This is a genomic window from Nonomuraea sp. NPDC049655 (assembly GCF_044465465.1).
Lineage (GTDB): Bacteria > Actinomycetota > Actinomycetes > Streptosporangiales > Streptosporangiaceae > Nonomuraea.
The window spans coordinates 157400-177073 of the sequence record NZ_JBITLS010000010.1; the positions used below are offsets into that span (position 1 = coordinate 157400).

21 protein-coding genes and 3 tRNA genes are annotated in these 19674 nt (G+C 72.2%); 13 read left to right on the top strand and 11 right to left on the bottom strand.

All coding sequences use genetic code 11. From position 1 onward, the window contains the following. The first annotated feature begins 62 nt into the window (after window positions 1–62). Window positions 63–479 (top strand): SsgA family sporulation/cell division regulator, encoded by a 417-nt coding sequence (locus ACIBQ6_RS30420; RefSeq protein WP_020547189.1) that lies wholly within the window; start codon window positions 63–65, stop codon window positions 477–479. A gap of 60 nt (window positions 480–539) precedes the next feature. Here the strand turns inward: ACIBQ6_RS30420 and ACIBQ6_RS30425 are convergent, their stop codons facing one another. After that, on the bottom strand, window positions 540–1160 hold the full coding sequence (locus ACIBQ6_RS30425) for a DUF305 domain-containing protein (RefSeq protein WP_397216057.1): 621 nt from the start codon (window positions 1158–1160) through the stop codon (window positions 540–542). 85 nt (window positions 1161–1245) lie between these two features. Here ACIBQ6_RS30425 and ACIBQ6_RS30430 point away from each other — a divergent pair, with 85 nt between their 5' ends. Further along, a complete protein-coding gene (locus ACIBQ6_RS30430; protein ID WP_397216340.1) occupies window positions 1246–2637 on the top strand; it encodes an LVIVD repeat-containing protein in 1392 nt (463 codons plus the stop codon). Window positions 2638–2684: 47 nt separating this feature from the next. Here the strand turns inward: ACIBQ6_RS30430 and ACIBQ6_RS30435 are convergent, their stop codons facing one another. The 3 genes from ACIBQ6_RS30435 to ACIBQ6_RS30445 are packed head-to-tail and all read right to left on the bottom strand — an operon-like array spanning window position 2685 to window position 5409. Then, complete coding sequence (locus ACIBQ6_RS30435; protein ID WP_397216059.1) at window positions 2685–3515, bottom strand: aminotransferase class IV; 831 nt, start codon at window positions 3513–3515, stop codon at window positions 2685–2687. After that, window positions 3512–4462 (bottom strand): chorismate-binding protein, encoded by a 951-nt coding sequence (locus tag ACIBQ6_RS30440; protein ID WP_358285607.1) that lies wholly within the window; start codon window positions 4460–4462, stop codon window positions 3512–3514. The genes ACIBQ6_RS30435 and ACIBQ6_RS30440 overlap by 4 nt, the downstream gene beginning before the upstream one ends. 29 nt (window positions 4463–4491) lie before the next feature. Then, entirely contained in the window at window positions 4492–5409 is a 918-nt protein-coding gene (locus tag ACIBQ6_RS30445) for a LysR family transcriptional regulator (protein ID WP_397165748.1), read from the bottom strand. Window positions 5410–5466: 57 nt separating this feature from the next. Here ACIBQ6_RS30445 and ACIBQ6_RS30450 point away from each other — a divergent pair, with 57 nt between their 5' ends. Further along, complete coding sequence (locus ACIBQ6_RS30450; RefSeq protein ID WP_397216061.1) at window positions 5467–6690, top strand: Rid family hydrolase; 1224 nt, start codon at window positions 5467–5469, stop codon at window positions 6688–6690. Window positions 6691–6700: 10 nt separating this feature from the next. Here ACIBQ6_RS30450 and hutH read toward each other — a convergent pair whose 3' ends face one another. Genes hutH through ACIBQ6_RS30465 form a run of 3 tightly spaced genes read right to left on the bottom strand, consistent with a single transcriptional unit; the run spans window position 6701 to window position 9571 of the window. Then, entirely contained in the window at window positions 6701–8251 is a 1551-nt protein-coding gene (hutH, locus tag ACIBQ6_RS30455) for a histidine ammonia-lyase (RefSeq protein WP_358285601.1), read from the bottom strand. 16 nt (window positions 8252–8267) lie between these two features. Continuing rightward, window positions 8268–8975 (bottom strand): ArsR/SmtB family transcription factor, encoded by a 708-nt coding sequence (locus ACIBQ6_RS30460; protein WP_397216063.1) that lies wholly within the window; start codon window positions 8973–8975, stop codon window positions 8268–8270. A 44-nt stretch (window positions 8976–9019) separates the two neighbouring features. Next, a complete protein-coding gene (locus ACIBQ6_RS30465; protein ID WP_397216065.1) occupies window positions 9020–9571 on the bottom strand; it encodes a hemerythrin domain-containing protein in 552 nt (183 codons plus the stop codon). 112 nt (window positions 9572–9683) lie between these two features. On the opposite strand from ACIBQ6_RS30465, the gene ACIBQ6_RS30470 reads away from it, so the two are divergent. The 5 genes from ACIBQ6_RS30470 (at window position 9684) to ACIBQ6_RS30490 (ending at window position 11825) form a co-directional block, all read left to right on the top strand. After that, entirely contained in the window at window positions 9684–10883 is a 1200-nt protein-coding gene (locus ACIBQ6_RS30470) for a hypothetical protein (protein WP_358285595.1), read from the top strand. Window positions 10884–11035: 152 nt separating this feature from the next. Then, window positions 11036–11107: transfer RNA gene (locus ACIBQ6_RS30475), tRNA-Gly, on the top strand. A 15-nt stretch (window positions 11108–11122) separates the two neighbouring features. Further along, a tRNA-Cys gene (locus ACIBQ6_RS30480) sits at window positions 11123–11193 on the top strand. A 7-nt stretch (window positions 11194–11200) separates the two neighbouring features. After that, a tRNA-Val gene (locus ACIBQ6_RS30485) sits at window positions 11201–11275 on the top strand. Window positions 11276–11393: 118 nt separating this feature from the next. Continuing rightward, window positions 11394–11825 carry a nuclear transport factor 2 family protein gene (locus ACIBQ6_RS30490; RefSeq protein WP_397216067.1) on the top strand — a complete coding sequence of 144 codons (432 nt, stop codon included), beginning with the start codon at window positions 11394–11396 and terminating at the stop codon, window positions 11823–11825. 64 nt (window positions 11826–11889) lie between these two features. On the opposite strand, the gene ACIBQ6_RS30495 is transcribed toward ACIBQ6_RS30490, so the two are convergent. The 3 genes from ACIBQ6_RS30495 to ACIBQ6_RS30505 all read right to left on the bottom strand — a co-directional run bounded on the left by ACIBQ6_RS30495 (window position 11890) and on the right by ACIBQ6_RS30505 (window position 13819). Continuing rightward, window positions 11890–12723 carry an alpha/beta fold hydrolase gene (locus ACIBQ6_RS30495; protein WP_397216069.1) on the bottom strand — a complete coding sequence of 278 codons (834 nt, stop codon included), beginning with the start codon at window positions 12721–12723 and terminating at the stop codon, window positions 11890–11892. 67 nt (window positions 12724–12790) lie between these two features. Next, window positions 12791–13114, bottom strand: coding sequence for a hypothetical protein (locus ACIBQ6_RS30500; protein WP_397216071.1), 324 nt, complete (start codon window positions 13112–13114; stop codon window positions 12791–12793). 96 nt (window positions 13115–13210) lie between these two features. Then, on the bottom strand, window positions 13211–13819 hold the full coding sequence (locus ACIBQ6_RS30505; RefSeq protein ID WP_358285587.1) for a TetR/AcrR family transcriptional regulator: 609 nt from the start codon (window positions 13817–13819) through the stop codon (window positions 13211–13213). Between the two features lie 103 nt (window positions 13820–13922). Between ACIBQ6_RS30505 and ACIBQ6_RS30510 the strand changes: the two genes are divergently transcribed. Both ACIBQ6_RS30510 and ACIBQ6_RS30515 read left to right on the top strand, forming a co-directional pair. Next, window positions 13923–15296, top strand: a complete 1374-nt coding sequence (locus ACIBQ6_RS30510; protein WP_397216073.1) for an APC family permease — start codon at window positions 13923–13925, stop codon at window positions 15294–15296. Next, the gene (locus tag ACIBQ6_RS30515; protein ID WP_358285582.1) at window positions 15293–15943 is read left to right on the top strand and encodes an NAD-dependent epimerase/dehydratase family protein; all 651 of its coding nucleotides are present in this window, start codon (window positions 15293–15295) and stop codon (window positions 15941–15943) included. Before ACIBQ6_RS30510 ends, ACIBQ6_RS30515 begins: the two co-directional genes overlap by 4 nt. On the opposite strand, the gene ACIBQ6_RS30520 is transcribed toward ACIBQ6_RS30515, so the two are convergent. Further along, complete coding sequence (locus ACIBQ6_RS30520; RefSeq protein ID WP_397216076.1) at window positions 15930–17174, bottom strand: MFS transporter; 1245 nt, start codon at window positions 17172–17174, stop codon at window positions 15930–15932. The genes ACIBQ6_RS30515 and ACIBQ6_RS30520 overlap by 14 nt on opposite strands. An 84-nt stretch (window positions 17175–17258) precedes the next feature. Here ACIBQ6_RS30520 and ACIBQ6_RS30525 point away from each other — a divergent pair, with 84 nt between their 5' ends. The 3 genes from ACIBQ6_RS30525 (at window position 17259) to ACIBQ6_RS30535 (ending at window position 19627) form a co-directional block, all read left to right on the top strand. Beyond that, window positions 17259–17795, top strand: a complete 537-nt coding sequence (locus ACIBQ6_RS30525) for a CGNR zinc finger domain-containing protein (RefSeq protein WP_397216078.1) — start codon at window positions 17259–17261, stop codon at window positions 17793–17795. 79 nt (window positions 17796–17874) lie between these two features. After that, window positions 17875–18966 (top strand): LLM class flavin-dependent oxidoreductase, encoded by a 1092-nt coding sequence (locus ACIBQ6_RS30530; RefSeq protein ID WP_397216080.1) that lies wholly within the window; start codon window positions 17875–17877, stop codon window positions 18964–18966. A 25-nt stretch (window positions 18967–18991) separates the two neighbouring features. Continuing rightward, window positions 18992–19627, top strand: a complete 636-nt coding sequence (locus tag ACIBQ6_RS30535) for an FMN reductase (protein ID WP_397216082.1) — start codon at window positions 18992–18994, stop codon at window positions 19625–19627. Window positions 19628–19674 lie beyond the last annotated feature (47 nt).

Below are 19674 nucleotides of genomic sequence, written 5' to 3' on the forward strand. Positions count from 1 at the left end.
AAGTCCGTCAGAGCAGTGAAAGCCCCGAAGAGGGGACCTACGACGAAAAGGTTTGGCTGACGATGAACAGCACCACCGTCTCCGCCGAGCTTGGCCTTCGGCTAGTGGTCCCCGACCGTACTACCGTCCCCCTGCTCGCCGGACTGAGCTACACAGCCGACGATCCGTATGCCATCCGCATGGCCTTCCACGTAGGGAACGACGAGCCGGTCGAGTGGATCTTTGCTCGTGAACTGCTGACCGTAGGCATCGTGCGGCGGGTCGGCGACGGCGACGTGCAGGTATGGCCCGCACGCGCCGATGGCGAGCGCACCCTGCACATCAGCCTCACCTCGCCGTTCGGGCAGGCGCTCTTCGAAGTGCCGCTGGCCCCCCTCACGGAGTTCCTCCACCGGACGTACGAGAAGGTGCCCGCGGGGCGCGAGACCGATTTCATGGACCTGGACGCCGAGCTCACCAACATGCTCTGGCCGTCCTGAACCATCGCCATCCGAGGCCCCGGCGTCCACCCCGACGCCGGGGCCTCGGCATGTGCGGCGTCAGGACGGGAGGGACGGGAGCGTGGTCGCGGCCTGGCGCATGCGTTCGATCTCGATGCTCTGGCCGGAGTAGACGTCCCTGGCCAGCAGGCGCATGCGGTAGTCGCGGCCGCCGGCCAGCTCCTCCCCCGCCATCTTCACCGCCCCTTGGTGGTGCCGGGTCATCAGGCGCAGGAACAGCTGGTCGAACGCGGCCCCCTTGGCCCCTCGCAGGGCGTTCAGCTGCTGTTCGGTGGCCATGCCGTAGCCGGCCGCCGCGCCGTGGTCGTGGCCGGCGGGGGCCGGGCGGCCGAGTTCGGCGAGCCAGACGGTCATGGACCTGATCTCGGGGGTCTGGGCGGCGGTGATCGAGCGGGCGAGCGCGCGGATGACCGGGGTGGTCGTACGGGCCTCGACCAGGGAGGTCATCTCCAGCGCCTGCCGGTGGTGCGGGATCATCGCCTGGGCGAAGCGCACGTCGGCGGCGAGGGTGGGGGCCGGGCTCGGGCCGACGCGTTCCCCGGGGGTGGCCGTCCGGGCCGGGGCTCCGGGGCTGGCGGGCACCAGGACGGGGGCGTCCGTCCCGACGACCGGGATGTCCGGGGCAGGCGGCTGAGAACAGGCCGAAAGCGCAAATGTCATCACAACTGTGATGGAGATCGTACGCGGCCACCAACGTGCTGGCATAACTTCCATAGTGAGCCACGAGAGATAAAGGGGACGCGTGTTGATCTTCGCCAAGTTGCGCGGAGCGGTGTTGTGCGCGGCGTTGTTGCTGGCCTCGGCGTGCGCGGCGGAACCGCCGTCGGCCGGTGATCCGGGGCCGGCCTCCTCGCAGGAGAGCGGCACGGCGTCGGGCACGGCGTCCGGCACGGCGTCAGGCACGGGCGAGGTGCTGACCAGCGCCAACGTCAAGCACGTGGCGAACGTCCCGCGCTCCGGCCCGTTCGCCGGGGACGACAGCTTCAACACCGACCTGGCCTTTCAGGGCAATTACGTATTCGTCGGGAACTTCGCCGGTTTCACGATCTACGACATCAGTGACCCGGCCAAGCCGAAGACGGTGAGCCAGGTGTCCTGCCCGGCGCAGCAGAACGACGTCAGCGTGCACGGCGACCTGCTGATCCTGTCGATCGACGAGCCGCGCGACGGCGAGGGCTGCGACTCCGGCGAGAACTCCCGCGACTGGGAGGGCCTGCGCCTCTTCGACGTCAGCGACAAGAAGAGCCCGCGCTACGTCGGCGCGGTGCGCACGGACTGCGGCTCCCACACGCACACCATGGTGCCCACCGACGACAAGCTCTACGTCTACGTCTCCTCCCCCGGCCCGGAGCCGGACTCGCGGACGTGCCCGGCGCCGCACCAGAACATCCAGATCGTGGAGATCCCGCTCGACGACCCCAGGTCCGCCAAGGTCGTGGCGCAGCCGAACATCTTCCCCCAGCAGCAGAACACCGAGATGTTCGCCGGCTGCCACGACATCACCGCCTACCCGGAGAAGAAGCTCGCCGCGGCGGCCTGCTTCGGCGACGGCGTGCTGCTCGACATCTCCGACCCGGTCAACCCACGGGTGATCCAGCAGATCCGCGACACCGAGAACTTCCAGATCTGGCACTCGGCGACGTTCAACAACGACGCGACGAAGGTCGTCTTCGGGGACGAGCTGGGCGGCGGCAGCCAGGCCACCTGCGACGCCGGCACGCCGCGCACCAAGGGCGCCGACGCCGTGTACGACCTGGTGAACGGCAAGCTGGAGCGGCGCGGCTACTTCAAGATCCCGCGGAACCAGGAGAAGGACGAGAACTGCGTGGCCCACAACGGCTCGCTGATCCCGGTGAAGGGCAAGGACGTCATGGTCCAGTCGTGGTACCAGGGCGGGGTGTCGATCTGGGACTTCACCGACTCGGCCAACCCGAAGGAGATCGGCTTCTTCGAGCGGCGTCCGTACCCGGAGGGCGGCATCGCCGGCTCGTGGTCGGCCTACTACTACAACGGCTACATCTACTCCAGCGACATGCGCGAGGGCCTGGACGTGCTGCGCATCGACGACCCGGTCACCGATCCGGCCAAACAGGTGAAGATGGACGAGTTCAACGTCCAGACGCAGAAGTCGTACTGACGGATGAAGGGACAGGGCCCCGGAGGCGGGGCCCTGTCGAGGGCGGGTCAGGGGTTGAGGTCGGCGGCGGCGCGCTCAGCGAAGATCCGCATGGCCTTGGCGGTGATCGGGCCGGGCGCGGTGGGCAGCTCGGTCCGGTCGACCAGCCTGATCGGCTGGATGTCGCGGGTGGTGGAGGTGAGGAACGCCTCCTCGGCCTCGTACAGGGCCTGCAGCGGGACGTCGGTCTCCTCGCCGCCGCACCATTCGAGCACCAGCGCGCGGGTGACGCCGGCCAGGCAGCCGGAGGCGAGCGTGGGGGTGATCAGGCGGCCGTCGCGCACGATGAAGATGTTGGAGCCGGTGCCCTCGCACAGGTCGCCCGCGAGGTTGCCGAAGATCGCCTCCCCGGCGCCCTGGTTCTTGGCGTGCAGCAGGGCCTTGGCGTTGTCGCCGTAGGAGGTGCTCTTGACGCCGGACAGCGCGCCGCGCTCGTTGCGCGGCCAGGGGACGACGGCCACGTTGGCGGTCTCGGGGAACGGCTTCTGCTCGTCGACGATGACGATCGAGGTGGTTCCCTGGTTGCCCCGGTCGGAGCCGAGCGGGCCAGGACCGCTGGTGTAGGTGATGCGGATGCGGCCGAGCGACCAGGCGGGGGCGGCCGCCAGCAGCTTGCCGACGCCTTCGGCGATGGCCTCGACGTCGGGCTCGGGCAGGTCCATGCGCTGGGCCGAGAGGGTGAGCCGGTCGAGGTGCCGGGTGAGCGCGAACGACTCGCCGTCGACGATCTTGATCGTCTCGAAGACGCCGTCGCCGACCATGAGCCCGTGGTCGAACACGGACACGGTGGCCTGCGCGGGGTCGATCAGTTCCCCGTTGACCCAGACAGGGATGTTCATGCGTTTCCTCCTGAGGATGCCAGTGAGATGAGCCTGGACGCCTTCAGCTCGGTCTCGGACCATTCACGCGCGGGGTCGCTGCCCCACGTGATGCCCGCGCCGGTGCCGAAGCGGATCTCGCCTGCTGAGATCCAGAATGTTCTGATGCCCACGGCCAGCGCCGCCCTGCCCCGGTCGGCGTCGACCCAGCCCACGGCACCACAGTAGGGCCCCCGGGGGACCGGTTCGAGCTCATTGATGATGCGCAGAGCGGACGACTTGGGCGCGCCCGTGACAGACCCGGGCGGGAAAGTGGCGGCGAACAGCTCCGGCCAGCCCGCTCCTGGCGCGAGCCTGGCCCGCACGGTGGAGACGAGGTGGACGAGACCCGGATGCTCCTCGACCGCGCACAGGGAGGGCACCTCGACCGAGCCGACCGCCGCGACCCGGCCCAGGTCGTTGCGGACCAGGTCGACGATCATGACGTTCTCGGCGTAGTCCTTCTCCAGCAGGTCGGCGGCGGTGACGCCGGTGCCCTTGATGGGGCCGGACTCCACGACGTCGCCCTCGCGCGACAGGTAGAGCTCCGGCGAGGCCGACACCACGCTCAGCCCGGGCACGTCGACGACGGCGGCGTACGGGGCCGGGTTGCCCTCGGCCAGCCGCGCGGCCAGCGCCAGCGGATCGGCGCCGGGCGGGACGGGTGCGGACAGGACGCGGCAGAGGTTGGCCTGGTAGACCTCGCCCCGCTCGATGTGGTCGCGGATCGCGCGCACGCCGCGTTCGTAGGCGGCCCGGTCGAGCGAGGTATGCCACTGGCCCGGATGTGGACCGTGCCAAGGGCTCCTGGGCGAGGGCAGCGCGGACGGGCGCACGCGGTCGAAGCGGGCGCAGGTCGCCGTGCCCTCGTAGTCGACGACGACGGCCCACCAGCCCTCGCCGTCGAGGGCGGCGAGGTCGGTCGTCACGTCGCGGAGTCCGGTGGCGAGATGACCGTTTAAGTGGGCGAAACCGTCGTACACATCTCCCATTGTCCCAGCATCTCGACCAGTTGCAGCGCGGAGGGCAGGGGAACCTCGGGAAGGGCCGCGTACACCGTGCGGACGGGGGTGGCCTCGCGCAGCGGCTTGAGCACCAGGTTCGGCGGCACCGCCCGCGCGGCCAGCTCGGGCACCAGCGTCACGCCGAACCCGGCGGCGACGAACCCGAACTTGCCCGACCATTCGGCCACCCGCAGCCCGCCGCGCGGCGTGAACCCGGCGGCGGCGCACGCGGCCACCAGCGGCGTCGGCTGCCCGCGCGGCGCGGCCTCGATCCAGCTCTCCTCGGCCAGGTCGCGCAGGTCCACGTCGGGCTCGGCGGCCAGCGGGTGACCGGCGGGCAGCGCGACGAGCAGCCGGTCCTGGCAGAGCCGGACGAGCCGGGCGTCCTCGGCGGGCAGTCCGGCCGGGTAGTCGCTGATCACGGCCACGTCGAGCGCCCCGGCGTGCAGGCGTTCCATGAGCCGCGAGGTCAGCGCCTCCGTCATCCGCAGCTCGACGCCGGGATGGGCGGCCAGGAAGCGCTTCAGTGTGGAGGGCATGAGGTCGACGTTGGCGGTGGCGAACGCGCCCACGCGCAGCGTGCCGCCGCGCCCGGCGTGGATGGCGGCCAGTTCCTCGCCGGCGCGGGCCAGCCGGTCGAGCACGGCGACGGCGTGCCGGTGCAGGGCCGTGCCGGCGGGGGTCAGGCGCACGCCGCGCGCCAGGCGTTCGAACAGGGGGCCGCCGCCGGCCCGTTCCAGCGCGGCGATGCGCCGGGAGACCGCCGACTGTGTGTAGCCGAGCAGCTCGGCGGCGGCGGTGAAGGAACCGCTCCTGGCCACCTCGTCGAAGAGGCGGAGGGCTTGGAGGTCGAAGGCATTCGTCTCATGCATGGCTGCCATGCAATCTAGTCGGTGGTGGAATACCTCGCATCCCTGTTCACTGTTCCCGTGATTGCATTTCTCGGACAGGGACGCATGGGCGTCCCCATGGCTCGGCGACTCGTGGAGGCCGGGCACAAGGTGACGACGTGGCGGCGTGGGACCGGTGTGGCGGCCGCCGAGGCGGTGGAGGGCGCCGAGCTGGTGATCAGCATGCTCAGCGATCCGGCGGCGGTGCGCGAGGTGCTGACGGCCGCGCTGCCCGGTCTGCGGCCCGGCGCGACGGTGGTGGAGATGTCCACGATCGGCCCGGAGGCGGTGCGCGAGCTGCGTGAGCTGCTGCCCGCGTCGGTCGCGCTGGTGGACGCGCCGGTGCTGGGCAGCGTGGGCCCGGCGGCGGACGGCTCGCTGGTGGTGCTGGCCGGCGGCGACGTGTCGGGCTGCCGCGAGGTGTTGTCGGTCTTCGGCGGCGTGCGCGAGACCGGGCCGCTGGGGTCCGGCGCGGCGATGAAGATCGCCGTCATGAGCGCGATCGTGCCCGCGCAGGTGCTGGTCGCCGAGACGCTGGCGTACGGGGCGGCGCACGGCGTGGACCGGGACGCGCTGCTCGACGTGCTGGCCGGCACGCCGCTCGGCCAGGTCGCCGAACGGCTGCGCACGCCCGCCGCCGAGACCCGGTACTCGCTCGGCCTGGCCGCCAAGGACCTGGAGCTGGCGGCGTGGGAGGGCGCGTCGATGGCCACGACCGCCCGGCGACGCCTCCAGGACGCGCGGGCGGCCGGGCTGGGCGAACGCGACCTGACGGCGGTGGCCGAGCACGTCGGCGGCGCCCCCGCCACCGCCACCGCCACCGACAGCGGCACCGACACCGACACCGGCAGCGGCAGCGGCACCGCGCCCGCCGCGCGCGCGGTGCCGCTGAACCTGTCCACGATCCCGGCCACGAACGGCGCGTACTCGCACGCCGTGCGGGTCGGCGACATGCTCTACGTCTCCGGCCAGGCCGCCTTCGACGAGCAGGGGCACGTGGTCGCCCCCGGCTCGCTCAAGGACCAGGCCGAGCACATCTTCGCGGTCACCACGCGCATCCTGGCCGACCAGGGCGCGACCTGGCAGGACGTCGCCTTCATCCGCACGTACCTGACGGACATGGACGACATCCTCCAGCTCAGGGACGTGCGCAACCGGTACGTCACCGGCACTCCCCCGGCCAGCACGACCGTCGAGGTGTCGAAGCTGTTCCGGCCGGGGCTGGTGATGGAGATGGACCTGATCGTCGCCCTCCCCCGCTGAGCGGGAGGGGCTAGTCGAGCGGCCCGGTGACCGACTCCGCCGCGGCCACGACGCCGCCCTCGGCCACCAGCCGCACGGCGGACTCGATCTCCGGCGCGAGGAAGCGGTCGGGGCCCGGCGCGGGCACGTTCTCGCGCAGCGCCCTGACCACGGCCGCGGTCGCCGGCGCGGGCTCCAGGGGGGCGCGCAGGTCGAGCGCGCGGGCCGCGGTGAGCACCTCGACGGCCAGCACCCGCGTCAGCCCGTCGATCGACCTGCGCAGCTTGCGCGCCGCCGACCAGCCCATGGAGACGTGGTCCTCCTGCATGGCCGAGCTGGGGATGGAGTCGACGCTGGCGGGCACGGCCAGCCGCTTCAGCTCCGAGACGATCGCGGCCTGGGTGTACTGGGCGATCATGTGCCCGGAGTCGACGCCGGGGTCGTCGGCCAGGAACGCGGGCAGGCCGTGGTTGCGGGCCACGTCGAGGAAGCGGTCGGTGCGGCGTTCGGACATCGAGGCCAGGTCGGCGGCCACGACGGCGAGGAAGTCGAGCACGTAGCCCACGGGCGCGCCGTGGAAGTTGCCGTTGGACTCCACCCGGCCGTCGTCCAGCACGGCCGGGTTGTCCACGGCGCTGGCCAGCTCCCAGCCGGCCACGGTGGCGGCGTGCGCGATCGTGTCACGGGCGGCGCCGGCGACCTGCGGGGCGCAGCGCAGCGAGTACGCGTCCTGGACGCGGGTGCACGCCTGCGGGTCGCGATGGCTGGCCATGACGCCGGAGCCGGCCAGGATCTTGGTCATGTTGGCGGCGGACCTGGCCAGGCCGGGGTGCGGGCGCAGGGCCTGGAGCTCCGGCATGAAGACGCGGTCGGTGCCGAGCAGCGCCTCGACGCTCATCGCCGCGCTGATGTCGGCGGTCCTGACCAGCCTGGTGAGGTCGGAGATGGCCAGGATGAGCATGCCCAGCATGCCGTCGGTGCCGTTGATCAGGGCCAGGCCCTCCTTGGCGGCCAGCTCGACCGGCTCGATGCCGGCCTGCTTGAGCGCCTCCCCGGCGGGCTGGAGCTCCCCCGCGGCGTCGCGGACGACGCCCTCGCCCATCAGCGTCAGCGCCACGTGGGCCAGCGGCGCGAGGTCGCCGGAGCAGCCGAGGCTGCCGTACTCGTGCACGACCGGCGTGATGCCGGCGGTGAGCAGCGCGGCCAGGGTCTTGGCGGTGCCCGGCCTGATGCCGGTGTGGCCGGTGGCCAGGGTGTGCAGGCGCAGCAGCATGAGCGCGCGCACCACCTCGGTCTCCACCTCGGGGCCGCTGCCCGCCGCGTGCGAGCGCACCAGCGAGCGCTGGAGCTGGGCGCGCAGCGCGGGGTCGATGTGCCGGGTGGCCAGGGCGCCGAACCCGGTGGAGACGCCGTAGGCGGGCACGGGGCTCTCGGCAAGTTCGTCCACCCGCTGGCGGGCGGCCGCCATGGCGGCCACCGCGTCGTCGGTGAGCTGCACGGCGGCGCCGTGGCGGGCCACCTTGATGACGTCGTCGAAGCTCAAAGGCTCGGGGCCGACGTTCACGACTCCGTTGTCGCGCATGATCGTCTCTCTCGCTTTAGGTAACCGGCGTACCCGATGTTAGCTCCTTACTCGGGAAGATCGCCGCCAGCCCCTCCCTGCCCTCGTCGGTGAGGACCACCGCGCGTGGCACCGATCCGCGCCGGTACCAGCCGCGTTCCAGCAGGACGTCAGTGATCGCGGCGCCCAGTGCTCCGCCGAGATGCGACCGGCGTTCGGTCCAGTCGAGGCATTCCGGGGCGAAGCGCCGCCTGGTCCTGCGGGCGCCCTCGACGTCCACGCCCAGGCTCGTCAGCAGGCGTTCGCCGTCGGGGGTGAGGTCCTGGCGGTCGTAGAAGCCGCCGTCCCTGAGCCGGTCGAGCAGGGCGACGCCGGCGCGTCCGGCCAGATGGTCGTAGCAGGTGCGGGCCTCCTCCAGCAGGCGCGCCTGCCGGGACTGCCGCAGGGAGCGCACCGGCGGGCGGGCGCTCACCCTGGCCAGGGTCTCCAGCACCTCGGCGATCTCGTGCCCGGCCAGCCGGTAGTAGCGGTGGCGGCCCTGCCGGACGACGTCGACCAGGCTTCCGTCGAGCAGCCGGGCCAGATGGGCGCTGGCGGTCGCGGCGCTCACCCCGGCGACCCTGGCCAGCTCGCCGGCGGCCAGGGCCCGGCCGCCGAGCAGCGCTGTGAGCATGGCGGCCCTGGTGGGGTCGGCGATGAGCGCGGCGACGGGCGCGATGTCGGCGTCACGGGCGATGTGCTCCATGCCCACGACGCTAACGCACCGACATTTCGTCCGGGGACGAAGTGTCAGCCGCTCCCCAGGGCCTTCCTGATGATCTCGCGGGCCCGGTCCATCAGCGCGAGGGGCGTGCCGATCAGCACGTTCTTCGTGGCCGACTCCACGCCGGGACGCGGCCGCAGCGGCCCGACCGCCTCGGCCGCCCGCACCGCCGCCGCCATGGCCCGGCGTTCCACGACGGAGGTGCTGTCGCGCAGCTGGGCGAACTCGTAGCGCTCCTCGCTGCGGGCGTGCATGGTGACCGCCGTGCGCAGCTCGGCCAGCTTCTCCCAGAACGCCGGGTCGTCCACGCCCGCCCGGTCGATCTCGACGAGCAGCCGCTTGGCCCGGTTCTCCTCGGCCAGCCGGTCGGCCACCACGCCTGGACCGCCGTCCACCTTCCTGCGCGCGTAGGGGTGGACGATCTCCTCCTCGGCGGTCTCGTGCACGGCCAGCAGGCGGATCAGCCGCTCGAACGCCTCCTCCACCCGTTCCGGCGGCGCCTGCTCCACCTCGTCGAACAGGTCCCTGATCTGGCCGTGCTGGGCCATCAGCACGTCGATGACATCGTGTTCAGCCACGTCCAGCGGCCTACCCGGGCGCCGGTCGGGCACGCGCCTCCTTACCGAACGCGGATCGTTCGGCGACGCAACGCGGAGGTTGCCCCACCAGGCCGCGGGTAGGCGCAGCGACATGGCCTTCGACCCACTTCAGGAGCGGGGCATCCCGCTGGACGAGCAGCTGCGCGACTGGCGGGAGCTCAACGTCTCGCCCATCGATCCCGACCACGCCGACCCGTACACCCGCTGCCGGATCATCACGATGAACGGCATCGAGACCGAGGCGGTCCTGTTCAGCCACCAGCTCGCCCGCCACTGCACCGACCTGGAATTGAAGCGGCAGCTCGCCCGGGTGCGCCACATCGAGGCGCAGCAGCAGAAGGCGGTCAACTGGCTGCTGCCCGGCGTCGCGTCGGTGCTGGAGACCACCATCGCCTACGAGCAGGTCGCGGTGGACCTGACGGCGTGGGTGGCGCGCATGGAGCCCGACCCGTACCTGACGCAGGCGTACCAGTTCGGAGTGCTGGAGGACTTCGACCACCTCTACCGGTACGCCAACCTCTACGAGATGATCGAGCACCGCAAGGCCGAGAAGATCGTGGACGGGGTCACCGAGGTCATGCCGGGGCGGCCGACGTACCTGCACCACCGGGACCCGGTCGACAACGTGCGCGAGCCGTACGACCGGCACCGCACCGAGCCGCTGTCGAAACTGCACGCCCTGACCGTCATGGCGGCCGAGCAGCAGACCATGAACTTCTACATGAACGTCGGGCCGCTGGCCATGGAGCCGATCGCCCGGCAGCTCTACCAGGAGATCGCCATGGTGGAGGAGGAGCACGTCACCCACTACGAGTCGCTGGTCGACCCGGGCGAGAGCTGGTGGGAGATGCTGCTCAACCACGAGTACAACGAGTGCTACCTCTACCACTCGTTCATGGAGACCGAGTCCGACCCCAGGGTGAAGGCCGTCTGGGAGCTGCACCTGAACATGGAGATCGAGCATCTGCGGCTGGCCTGCGAGCTGTTCAAGCGGTTCGACGGACGGGATCCCGACCAGGTGCTGGCTCCCGAGCTGCCGCCGCCGGTGACGTTCGAGCCGAACAAGGCGTACCTGCGGGAGCTGCTGGCCACCCAGATCGACTGCACCACGCTCGGCACCGGGTACGTCCAGGAGGCCCACGAGCGCTTCACGCGCATGCAGGAGGCGGTCTTGGGCGGGGAGAAGCCGCCGTCGGAGCGGGTCATCGACGACAACCGGGCGGTGTCGGGGCGGGAGTACCGGCTTGAGACGGAGGGGCCGCATCCGGCGGGCATGCAACTGGGCCGCTGACGGGCCGTGCCCTCCTTGCGCCTCCGCCCCGGGTCCCGCCCCGGGGCGCGGCCGGGCCGCACCTGGGACGACCTGCGCGGAAGCGCTCCGGTTTGGGGACTCGGCGAGGATTCGCTAGAGTTCTCTCGTCGCCCGGCACGAGCGGGGCGCACGCGGAAGTGGCTCAGTGGTAGAGCATCACCTTGCCAAGGTGAGGGTCGCGGGTTCGAATCCCGTCTTCCGCTCGGAGCTTCCGGCTCGGTGGCGTGGCCGAGAGGCGAGGCAGCGGCCTGCAAAGCCGTCCACACGGGTTCAAATCCCGTCGCCACCTCTACGAAGGACGATTAGCTCAGCGGGAGAGCGCTTCCCTGACACGGAAGAGGTCACTGGTTCAATCCCAGTATCGTCCACCATCTCTCATCAGCCAGGTCGGCGGGTCGCCGACCTGGCTGACGCTTTTTCGCGGCCCTTCCGGCCCCTCCCCGGCGCGGGGGCCTGGCGCTTGTAGCAAGCGTTTGGTTCGATCAGGGCATGGACGTTCAGGAGATCGCCGACCGCCTGGAGATCACCGACCTGCTGGCCCGGTACTCGCGGGCCGTCGACTCCGGCGAGTGGGACCTGCTCGACGAGGTGTTCAGCCCGGAGGCGGTCATCGACTACCGGTCCGCGGGCGGGATCAGGGGCGGGCTGGCGGAGGTCAAGAGCTGGCTCGCCGAGGTGCTGCCGCACTGGCCCGGACGCCTGCACCTGATCGGGGCCCCGCGGATCGTCCTCACCGGGGACGAGGCGCGGGTCAGCGCGCCGTTCACCGACACCCTCGCCCCAACGCGGGACATGGCCGCGGCCGACGCCAAGGGGTTCCTGCACGGCGGCGGCTGGTACCACCACCGCCTGCGGCGTACTTCCGGCGGCTGGCGCAGCCAGGAGCTGGTGGAGGAACAGAGCTGGCGCACAGCCCGGTGACCCCATCCCCGACCCCCCCGGCCGCGACGGCTTCCTGGCTTGGCCGCCTGCGGGCACGGCGGGCTCAGTGTGGCTGTTCGGGGTGGGTTGTGGTGAAGGCGAGGAGGGGGATGGCGGTCTGCTGGGGGTCCTCCAGGATGGGGGTGTGGCCGAGGCCGGGCAGGAGCTCGATCTCGGCCCCCGGCACGACGCGGTAGCCGGACGCGGACGAGGAGCGCCACCGGCGGTCGTCCGCGCCGAAGATCACCAGCAACGGCTTGCCCAGAGGCGCCAGGCGGTCGGGCAGCGGCCGTTCGTGCAGGTAGTCGCGGGTGCCCTGCATGGTCGCGGCGAGCGTGTGGAGGGTCATGCATCGCACCTCGTCCAGCAGCTCGTCCGGGGGCTGGTAGCCGGGACGGCTGAAGCCCGGGCTCGCGAACAGGCGGATCTGCTCGTCGGTCGGCGGCCACTGCGAGGGGGCGAACGCGGCCGACGCCGGGGCGATGAAGGCGTCCAGGTCAGGCCCGGTGTTGATGAGGACGAGCGCCGTCACCAGGCCGGGACGCCGTTCGGCCAGGGCGGTGGCGACCACGCCGCCGCTGGAGTGGCCCGCGACCACGGCCTCCCGTACGCCGAGCCGGTCCAGCGCCTCGCCGACCCGGCGTGCCTGGTCGGCGGTGGTGTAGCCGCGGTCGTCCGGTTTGGCGGAGCGGCCGTGGCCGAGCAGGTCGATCCGGATGACGCGATGGGAGCCCGTGAGCAGGGGGACCATCTGGTCCCAGGAGCGGGCCGAGGACGCCGAACCGTGGATGAGGAGGAGGGCGGGGGCGTCGCGGGGGCCGTCCTGGCAGACGTGGAGGTCGCCGTCGTCCAGGGAGAGGATCGTGCTCTCGGTGGTGTCGCCGTGGGAACTGGTCATGGGGCCACTGTGGCGGCCGTCCCGCGCCGGAGGATTGGACGAATGTTCCCTCGGGTTGCTGCCGTGGCTACACGTTCGCCGACATCGAGAACCAGATGTAGCCGACAGTGGCCAGGAGCAGGCACACTGCTCCGATCGCCGCGCCCGCCGAGGCCGCGAAGAGCCGTACGGGCGTGGGCCGCCGTGCCGCGAACGCGTACCCGAGGGCGAGGCCGGCGCCGGGGAGCACCGCGGCCGCGATGCCGCACTTGGCCAGGAGCTCCGTGGGCATCCAGTCCAGCCGCCAGATGCTCCAGGCCACCAGTCCGTAGCCGGTGAGGGCCGCTGCGCAGAGCACGCTCAGCCCGAGGGTGGCGTACTTGCGCGTGCCGGGATCAGGGAGGGACGTCACGGGCCGATGATCGCACGGCGTCGCGGCCGCCGGTAGACGCACCGGAGGCGGGATGGCGGATGGGGTGTGGCGCCCGGACAGACCGGACAGAGGGGGTCACGTGCGGGTCAGGGGGCAGTGGGTGGCGTCTGTGGCGTAGGACAGGAGGAGGTCGCGGGCCGTCTCCGTGTCGAACGGCTGCACCGCGTCCAGCAGGTGCAACCCCAGCCCGTCCTCCAGCGCCACCAGGTTCCGGGCGATCGTCATGGCGTCCCGGGTCAGCGTGAAGACGCCGGTCGCCGACCCCGCCTCCAGGATCGCGGCGTACAGGGCCACCTGCCGCTCGTACAGCCGGATGTGCTGGGCCGCGTACGCCGGGTCGCGCCGGGCGTGCGCCCCCAGCTCGTACAGCAGCACGCACAGCTCGTCGCCCGGACCGGCGGGCAGGCCGCTGCCGATGGTGATGACCAGGCGCCGCCGCAGGTCGGGCTCGCGGGCGGCGGCGGCCTCGCGGGCGGCGCAGAACCGGTCGACCGCCTCGCGCTGCACCTCCTGCAGCAGGCCGGCCATGCTCGGGAAGTAGTACAGCACCGACCCCGCCGACATGCCGGCGACCTCGGCGACGTCACGCAGCCGCAGGTCGAGGATGCCGCGTTCGAGCACCGCCCGGCGGGCGGCGGAGACGAGTTCGGCCCGCTTCTCCCGGGCCCGGCTGGGTCGCGCCATGGCCGCGATTCTTCATAGACGCTTCAAAAAACGCAAGCCATCCTTGACGAACGCCCCCGATAGTTCTTTGATACTCGCTCAAGGAACCCCCCAAGGAGGCGTCGTGGCATCAACGGCCGCCCATCCACACCTGCACCGGGGACTCAAGCTCCTCGGCACCCTCCTCCTCACCCTGTCCGCCATCACCCCCGCGTCCTCGGTCTTCATCATCGCCCCCGGCGTGATCTCCCAGGCCGGCAGCGGCGCGATCCTCAGCTACCTGGCCGGCGCCGTCGTGGGCGTGTTCATGGCCTTCGTCTACGCCGAGCTGGGCTCGGCGTTCCCGCTCACCGGCGGCGAGTACGCCATCACCGCCCGGACGCTCGGCCGGCTGCCCGGCTTCGTGGTGCTCGGGCTGATCCTCATCACGCAGCTGCTCATCATCGCCGTCATCGCGCTGGGCGTGGGCGCGTACCTGTCGGTCGTCCTCCCGGGGCTGGACGGGCCGCTGGTGGCGGCCGTGACGTGCCTGCTCACCACCGTCGTGGCGGTCTTCGACATCAAGCTGAACGCCTGGGTGACCGGGGTGTTCCTGGCCATCGAGATGATCGCGCTGGTGGTCGTGGCGGCGCTCGGCCTGTTCAGTCCGCAGCGCTCGCCGGTCGAGCTGATCACCCATCCGGTGGTGGCCGGGGACGGCGGCGCGCTGGTGCCCGCCTCGCTGGGCCTGATCGGCGCGGCGACCGCGGTGGCGATCTTCTCCTACAACGGGTACGGCTCGGCGGTCTACTTCGGCGAGGAGGTGCACGACGCGCCGAAGAGCATCGCCAAGACCGTGCTGTGGGCGCTGGGCGTCACCGTGGCGGCCGAGCTGGTGCCGGTGACGGCGGTGCTGGTGGGCGCGCCGTCGCTGGAGGGCCTGTTCGGCGCGGAGAACATGATGCAGTACTTCGTCACCGCCCGCGCCGGGTCCGTGGCCAACACGGTGATCTCCCTGGCCGTGGCGCTGGCCATCCTCAACGCCGTGCTGGCCATCATCCTCATCACCTCGCGCATGTTGTTCAGCACCGGACGGGACCGCGCCTGGCCCGCGCCGGTCAGCCGCCTGCTGTCGTCGATCCACGCCCGGTACGGCTCGCCGTGGGTGGCCACGGTCCTGACCGGCGTGGTCAGCGCGGCCTGCTGCTTCATCGACGAGCGCTTCCTGCTGGTGGTGACCGGCACCTCGATCGTGGCCGTGTACGCGGCGCTGTGCCTGGGCGCGATCGCCGGGCGGCGCAACGGCACGACCGGCCACGCGGCGTACCGGATGCCGTGGTTCCCGCTCGCGCCGGTGCTGGCGCTGGCCGCGCTGGCGTACGTGATCTACCTCAACGCGCTGGACCCGTCGATCGGCCGGCCCAGCCTGTACGTCACCGCCGGGATCGCGGTGGTGTCGGCGGCGTACTATCTGGGAGTGCTGCGGCGGCGCGGCGGGTGGGATCTGGCTGAACCATGAGAGTGATCATCTTCGGGGCGACCGGCATGGTCGGGCGCGGCGTGCTCAGGGAGTGCCTGCTCGACGAGCGCGTGACGGCCGTGCTCACGGTCGGCCGGTCGCCCACGGGGACGGTCCACCCCAAGCTGCGCGAGCTGCTCCATGCCGACCTGTCGGACCTGTCGGCCGTCGAGGGCGAGCTGGCCGGCTACGACGCGTGCTTCTTCTGCCTCGGCGTGTCCGCGGCGGGCATGAGCGAGCAGGAGTACCGGCGGATCACCTACGACTACACGCTGGCGGCCGGCACCACGCTGGCCCGGCTCAGCCCGTCCTCGACCTTCGTCTACGTCTCGGGGGCCGGCACGGACGCGCACGGCCGCGCGATGTGGGCCAGGGTGAAGGGCGCGACGGAGAACGCGCTGCTCGCGCTGCCGTTCCACGCCTACATGTTCCGTCCCGGCTACATCCAGCCGATGCACGGCGTGACCTCGCGCACCCGCTGGTACCGGCTGGCCTACGTCGTGGCCGCGCCGCTCTACCCGCTGCTGCGGCGGCTGTTCCCGGCGTCGGTGACGACGACCGAGCGCATCGGCCAGGCGATGATCACCGTGGCCGAGCGCGGCGCGCCCGAGCGGATCCTCGGCCCGGCGGCGATCAACGCCCTGTGACGGCGGCCCGCGGCACCGGCCGCACGGCCCCCGGGATCAGCGGCACGGCCACCAGCGAGGCGAGCGCGGCCAGCCCCCACACCGCCTCCCACGAGGCGAGGCCGAGCACCACCGGGACGAGCAGCGGGGTCACGAAGCCCGAGGCGAAGCAGGCGGTGCCCTCCAGGCCGAGCGCGGTGCCCGCCCTGGCCGCGCCCGCCATGGCGGCGATCTCGGTGTAGGCGATGCCGTGCCAGGAGTTGGCCAGCAGGCCGCCGATCGCCAGGGCGGCGACGGTGAGCGGGGTGGGCGCCGAGGTGAGCACCGCGGCGGCGGCCATCACGACGCCGGACAGGGTCCCGATGGCGCGGATCCAGGTGCGCCGCCCGCCGCGGCGGTCGGTGCGCCGGCCGGTCCAGATGCGCGCCGCGCCGCCGCCGAGCTGGGCGACGAGCACGGTGAGGGCGGCCAGGCCGGCGCCGGCCCCCTTGACGTCGTGCAGGAAGATCGCGGTGAAGGACAGCACGGCGAACTGCGGCACGGTGAGCAGCCCGCTGGCCAGCGCCACCCGCCACACGTCCCAGCGGCGCAGCGGGGAGGGGCCGGGCTCCGGGGCGGCGGCCGCGGCGGCGGGCGCCGGCTCGTGCAGCCAGCGCCAGGTGGCCGCCGCCGCCAGCAGACAGAACACCGCCGGTACGGCGTAGACGGCGCGGAACCCGTACCGCTCGGCGAGCCAGGGCAGCAGGGCGACCCCGACCGCGCCGCCGACGGGGACGGCCGTCTGGCGGACGCTCATGGCCAGCCCCCGCTCGCCGTCGGCGAACCAGGTCATGACGGCCCGCCCGGAGGCGCCGTTCACGCTGCCGCCCAGCGCCCCGGCGGCCAGCAGGCACGCCGCCAGCAGGGCCACCCCGGCGTGCTCGGCCGGCGTGACGGCGGCGGCCATCACCGCCAGCAGCGCGCCCGTGGCGGTCAGCCCGGCCAGCAGCACGCGGCGGTCGCCCCAGCGGTCGGTGAGCATGCCCCACGCGATGTCGGAGGCGGCCACGCCCAGCCCCAGGCAGGACAGGACCAGGCCGAGTGAGCCCAGCGACAGGTGGTAGCCCGAGCGCATGGAGACCGCGGTCAGCGGGATGCCGGAGAACATGGCCGAGAAGCTGGCCTGGGCGCCGACGCCCACGGACAGCACGACCCATCGGTGCCGCGCGCCGAACCGGCGCGTCCCGCCGCCGACGGTGCTGAGTGTCGCCACGATGCCCCCAAAGTAACCGGATTCAATGGTTAGAAACCTTGGCAGCGCCGGAAGTAACTTGTCAACGCGGTTACGATGGGAGCCGTGGACTTCACCTTCGTCAGCGGCAACCTCGGCCTCGACCTCGCCGGCACCATCGGCCACCGCCGGGGCGCGCGCATCGACCTGCTGGCCTCCCCCGCCGACCTGGCCCGCTGGACGGTCGCCGCCGGGCTCCTCGACGAGCCGCCCGAGACCGGCGACGACGACCTGGCGCGGGCGACGGCCCTGCGCGAGGCGATCTACCGGCTGGCCACGGCCGCCCGCGAGGGCAGCCCGTACGACCGGGCCGACCGCGACCTGCTCAACGAGACCGCCCGGCGCCCGCCCGCGGACGTCGCGCTCGACGAGCGCGTCCTGCGGCGCGGCGGCGGCCTGCCCGGCGCGCTGTCCACGACGGCGCGCGCGGCGATCGAGCTGCTCGGCGGCCCGCAGGCGGAGCTGATCCGCGAGTGCGAGGCCGACCCCTGCACCCGCCTGTACGTCGACGCCTCCCACCGCCGCACCCGCCGCTGGTGCGACATGCGCGGCTGCGGCAACCGCGCCAAGGCGGCGGCCTTCCGCGCCCGCGCGGGCGCCTGACCGGGATGATGGAATAACGGCGGAGGCCGGGACGCTACGGTACCTGTCAAAGATTCAACAGTCATGGATGGTGACTAAAGTGCAGTTCGGAATCTTCAGCGTGGGCGACGTGACCACCGACCCCACCACCGGCAGGACCCCGACCGAGCACGAGCGGATCAAGGCGATGGTGGCGATCGCGCTCAAGGCCGAGGAGGTCGGCCTCGACGTGTTCGCGACGGGCGAGCACCACAACCCGCCGTTCGTGCCGTCCTCGCCGACCACCATGCTCGGCTACATCGCGGCCAGGACCGAGCGGCTGATCCTGTCCACCGCCACGACGTTGATCACGACCAACGACCCGGTCAAGATCGCCGAGGACTTCGCCATGCTCCAGCACCTGGCCGACGGCCGGGTGGACCTCATGCTGGGCCGTGGCAACACCGGGCCGGTCTACCCGTGGTTCGGGCAGGACATCCGCCAGGGCATCCCGCTGGCCGTGGAGAACTACGCGCTGCTGCACCAGCTCTGGCGCGAGGACGTCGTCGACTGGGAGGGCCGCTTCCGCACCCCGCTGCAGGGGTTCACCAGCACGCCGCGCCCGCTCGACGGGGTGCCGCCGTTCGTGTGGCACGGCTCGATCCGCAGCCCGGAGATCGCCGAGCAGGCCGCCTACTACGGTGACGGCTTCTTCGCCAACAACATCTTCTGGCCCAAGGAGCACTTCATCCGCCTGATCAACCTCTACCGCCGGCGCTACGCCCACTACGGGCACGGCACGCCCGAGCAGGCGATCGTCGGCCTGGGCGGCCAGGTGTTCATGCGCAAGAACTCCCAGGACGCGGTCCGCGAGTTCCGCCCCTACTTCGACAACGCCCCCGTGTACGGCCACGGGCCGTCGCTGGAGGAGTTCACCGCCGAGACCCCGCTCACCGTGGGCAGCCCGCAGCAGGTCATCGACCGGACGCTGGAGTTCCGCGAGTTCTTCGGCGACTACCAGCGCCAGCTGTTCCTCATGGACCACGCCGGCCTGCCGCTGAAGACCGTGCTGGAGCAGCTCGACATCCTGGGCGAGGAGGTCGTGCCGGTGCTGCGCAAGGAGATGGCCAAGGACCGCCCGGCCGACGTCCCGGACGCGCCGGCGCACGCCTCGCTGCTCCAGGCCCGTACGTCCCAGGCCGTCGAGGTCTGACCCCTCCAGGGAAGGAGATCCCCCCATGAAGCTCGTCGTCGTCACGGCCGGCCTGACCCAGCCGTCCTCCACCCGCCTGCTCGCCGACCGGCTGGCCGAGGCCACCCGGCGGCGGCTGGACGGCGCTGCCGAGGTGCGCGTGGTCGAGCTGCGCGACCTGGCCGTGGACATCGCCAACAACCTGGTGACCGGCTTCCCCGGCGCCCGGCTGCGCGAGGTGGTCGAGGCCGTGACGCAGGCCGACGGGCTCATCGCGGTCACGCCGACCTTCAGCGGCTCCTACAGCGGGCTGTTCAAGTCGTTCTTCGACGTCCTGGACAACACGGCCCTGGCGGGCACGCCCGTGCTGATCGCCGCCACGGGCGGCACCGCCCGCCACTCGCTCGTGCTGGAGCACGCGCTGCGCCCGCTGTTCGCCTACCTGCGGGCCGTCGTCGTGCCGACCGCCGTCTACGCCGCCTCGGAGGACTGGGGCGGCGGCGGCGACTCCTTCACCGACGGGCTCGGCGAGCGCATCGACCGGGCCGCCGGCGAGCTGGCCGGCCTGCTGGCGGGCCGCGCTCCCCGCCCGGCCGCGGCTGAGGAAGAAGGCGGGGCCGGGGCTGACGACGAGGTCGTCCCGTTCGCGGAGCAACTCGCGGCTTTGCGCCCACTGCGCTAGTTTGCAGCGGTGCTGACCGCTACATGCCTCTCGCTGTCCCTTGCCTT

Excerpts from the sequence above, each read along its gene's own strand:
- ACIBQ6_RS30420 (WP_020547189.1), top strand. The coding sequence starts at position 63 with ATGAACAGCACCACCGTCTCCGCCGAGCTTGGCCTTCGGCTAGTGGTC.
- ACIBQ6_RS30425 (WP_397216057.1), bottom strand. The coding sequence starts at position 1,160 with ATGACATTTGCGCTTTCGGCCTGTTCTCAGCCGCCTGCCCCGGACATC.
- ACIBQ6_RS30435 (WP_397216059.1), bottom strand. The coding sequence starts at position 3,515 with ATGAACATCCCTGTCTGGGTCAACGGGGAACTGATCGACCCCGCGCAG.
- ACIBQ6_RS30445 (WP_397165748.1), bottom strand. The coding sequence starts at position 5,409 with ATGCATGAGACGAATGCCTTCGACCTCCAAGCCCTCCGCCTCTTCGAC.
- hutH (WP_358285601.1), bottom strand. The coding sequence starts at position 8,251 with ATGCGCGACAACGGAGTCGTGAACGTCGGCCCCGAGCCTTTGAGCTTC.
- ACIBQ6_RS30460 (WP_397216063.1), bottom strand. The coding sequence starts at position 8,975 with ATGGAGCACATCGCCCGTGACGCCGACATCGCGCCCGTCGCCGCGCTC.
- ACIBQ6_RS30470 (WP_358285595.1), top strand. The coding sequence starts at position 9,684 with ATGGCCTTCGACCCACTTCAGGAGCGGGGCATCCCGCTGGACGAGCAG.
- ACIBQ6_RS30490 (WP_397216067.1), top strand. The coding sequence starts at position 11,394 with ATGGACGTTCAGGAGATCGCCGACCGCCTGGAGATCACCGACCTGCTG.
- ACIBQ6_RS30495 (WP_397216069.1), bottom strand. The coding sequence starts at position 12,723 with ATGACCAGTTCCCACGGCGACACCACCGAGAGCACGATCCTCTCCCTG.
- ACIBQ6_RS30505 (WP_358285587.1), bottom strand. The coding sequence starts at position 13,819 with ATGGCGCGACCCAGCCGGGCCCGGGAGAAGCGGGCCGAACTCGTCTCC.
- ACIBQ6_RS30515 (WP_358285582.1), top strand. The coding sequence starts at position 15,293 with ATGAGAGTGATCATCTTCGGGGCGACCGGCATGGTCGGGCGCGGCGTG.
- ACIBQ6_RS30535 (WP_397216082.1), top strand. The coding sequence starts at position 18,992 with ATGAAGCTCGTCGTCGTCACGGCCGGCCTGACCCAGCCGTCCTCCACC.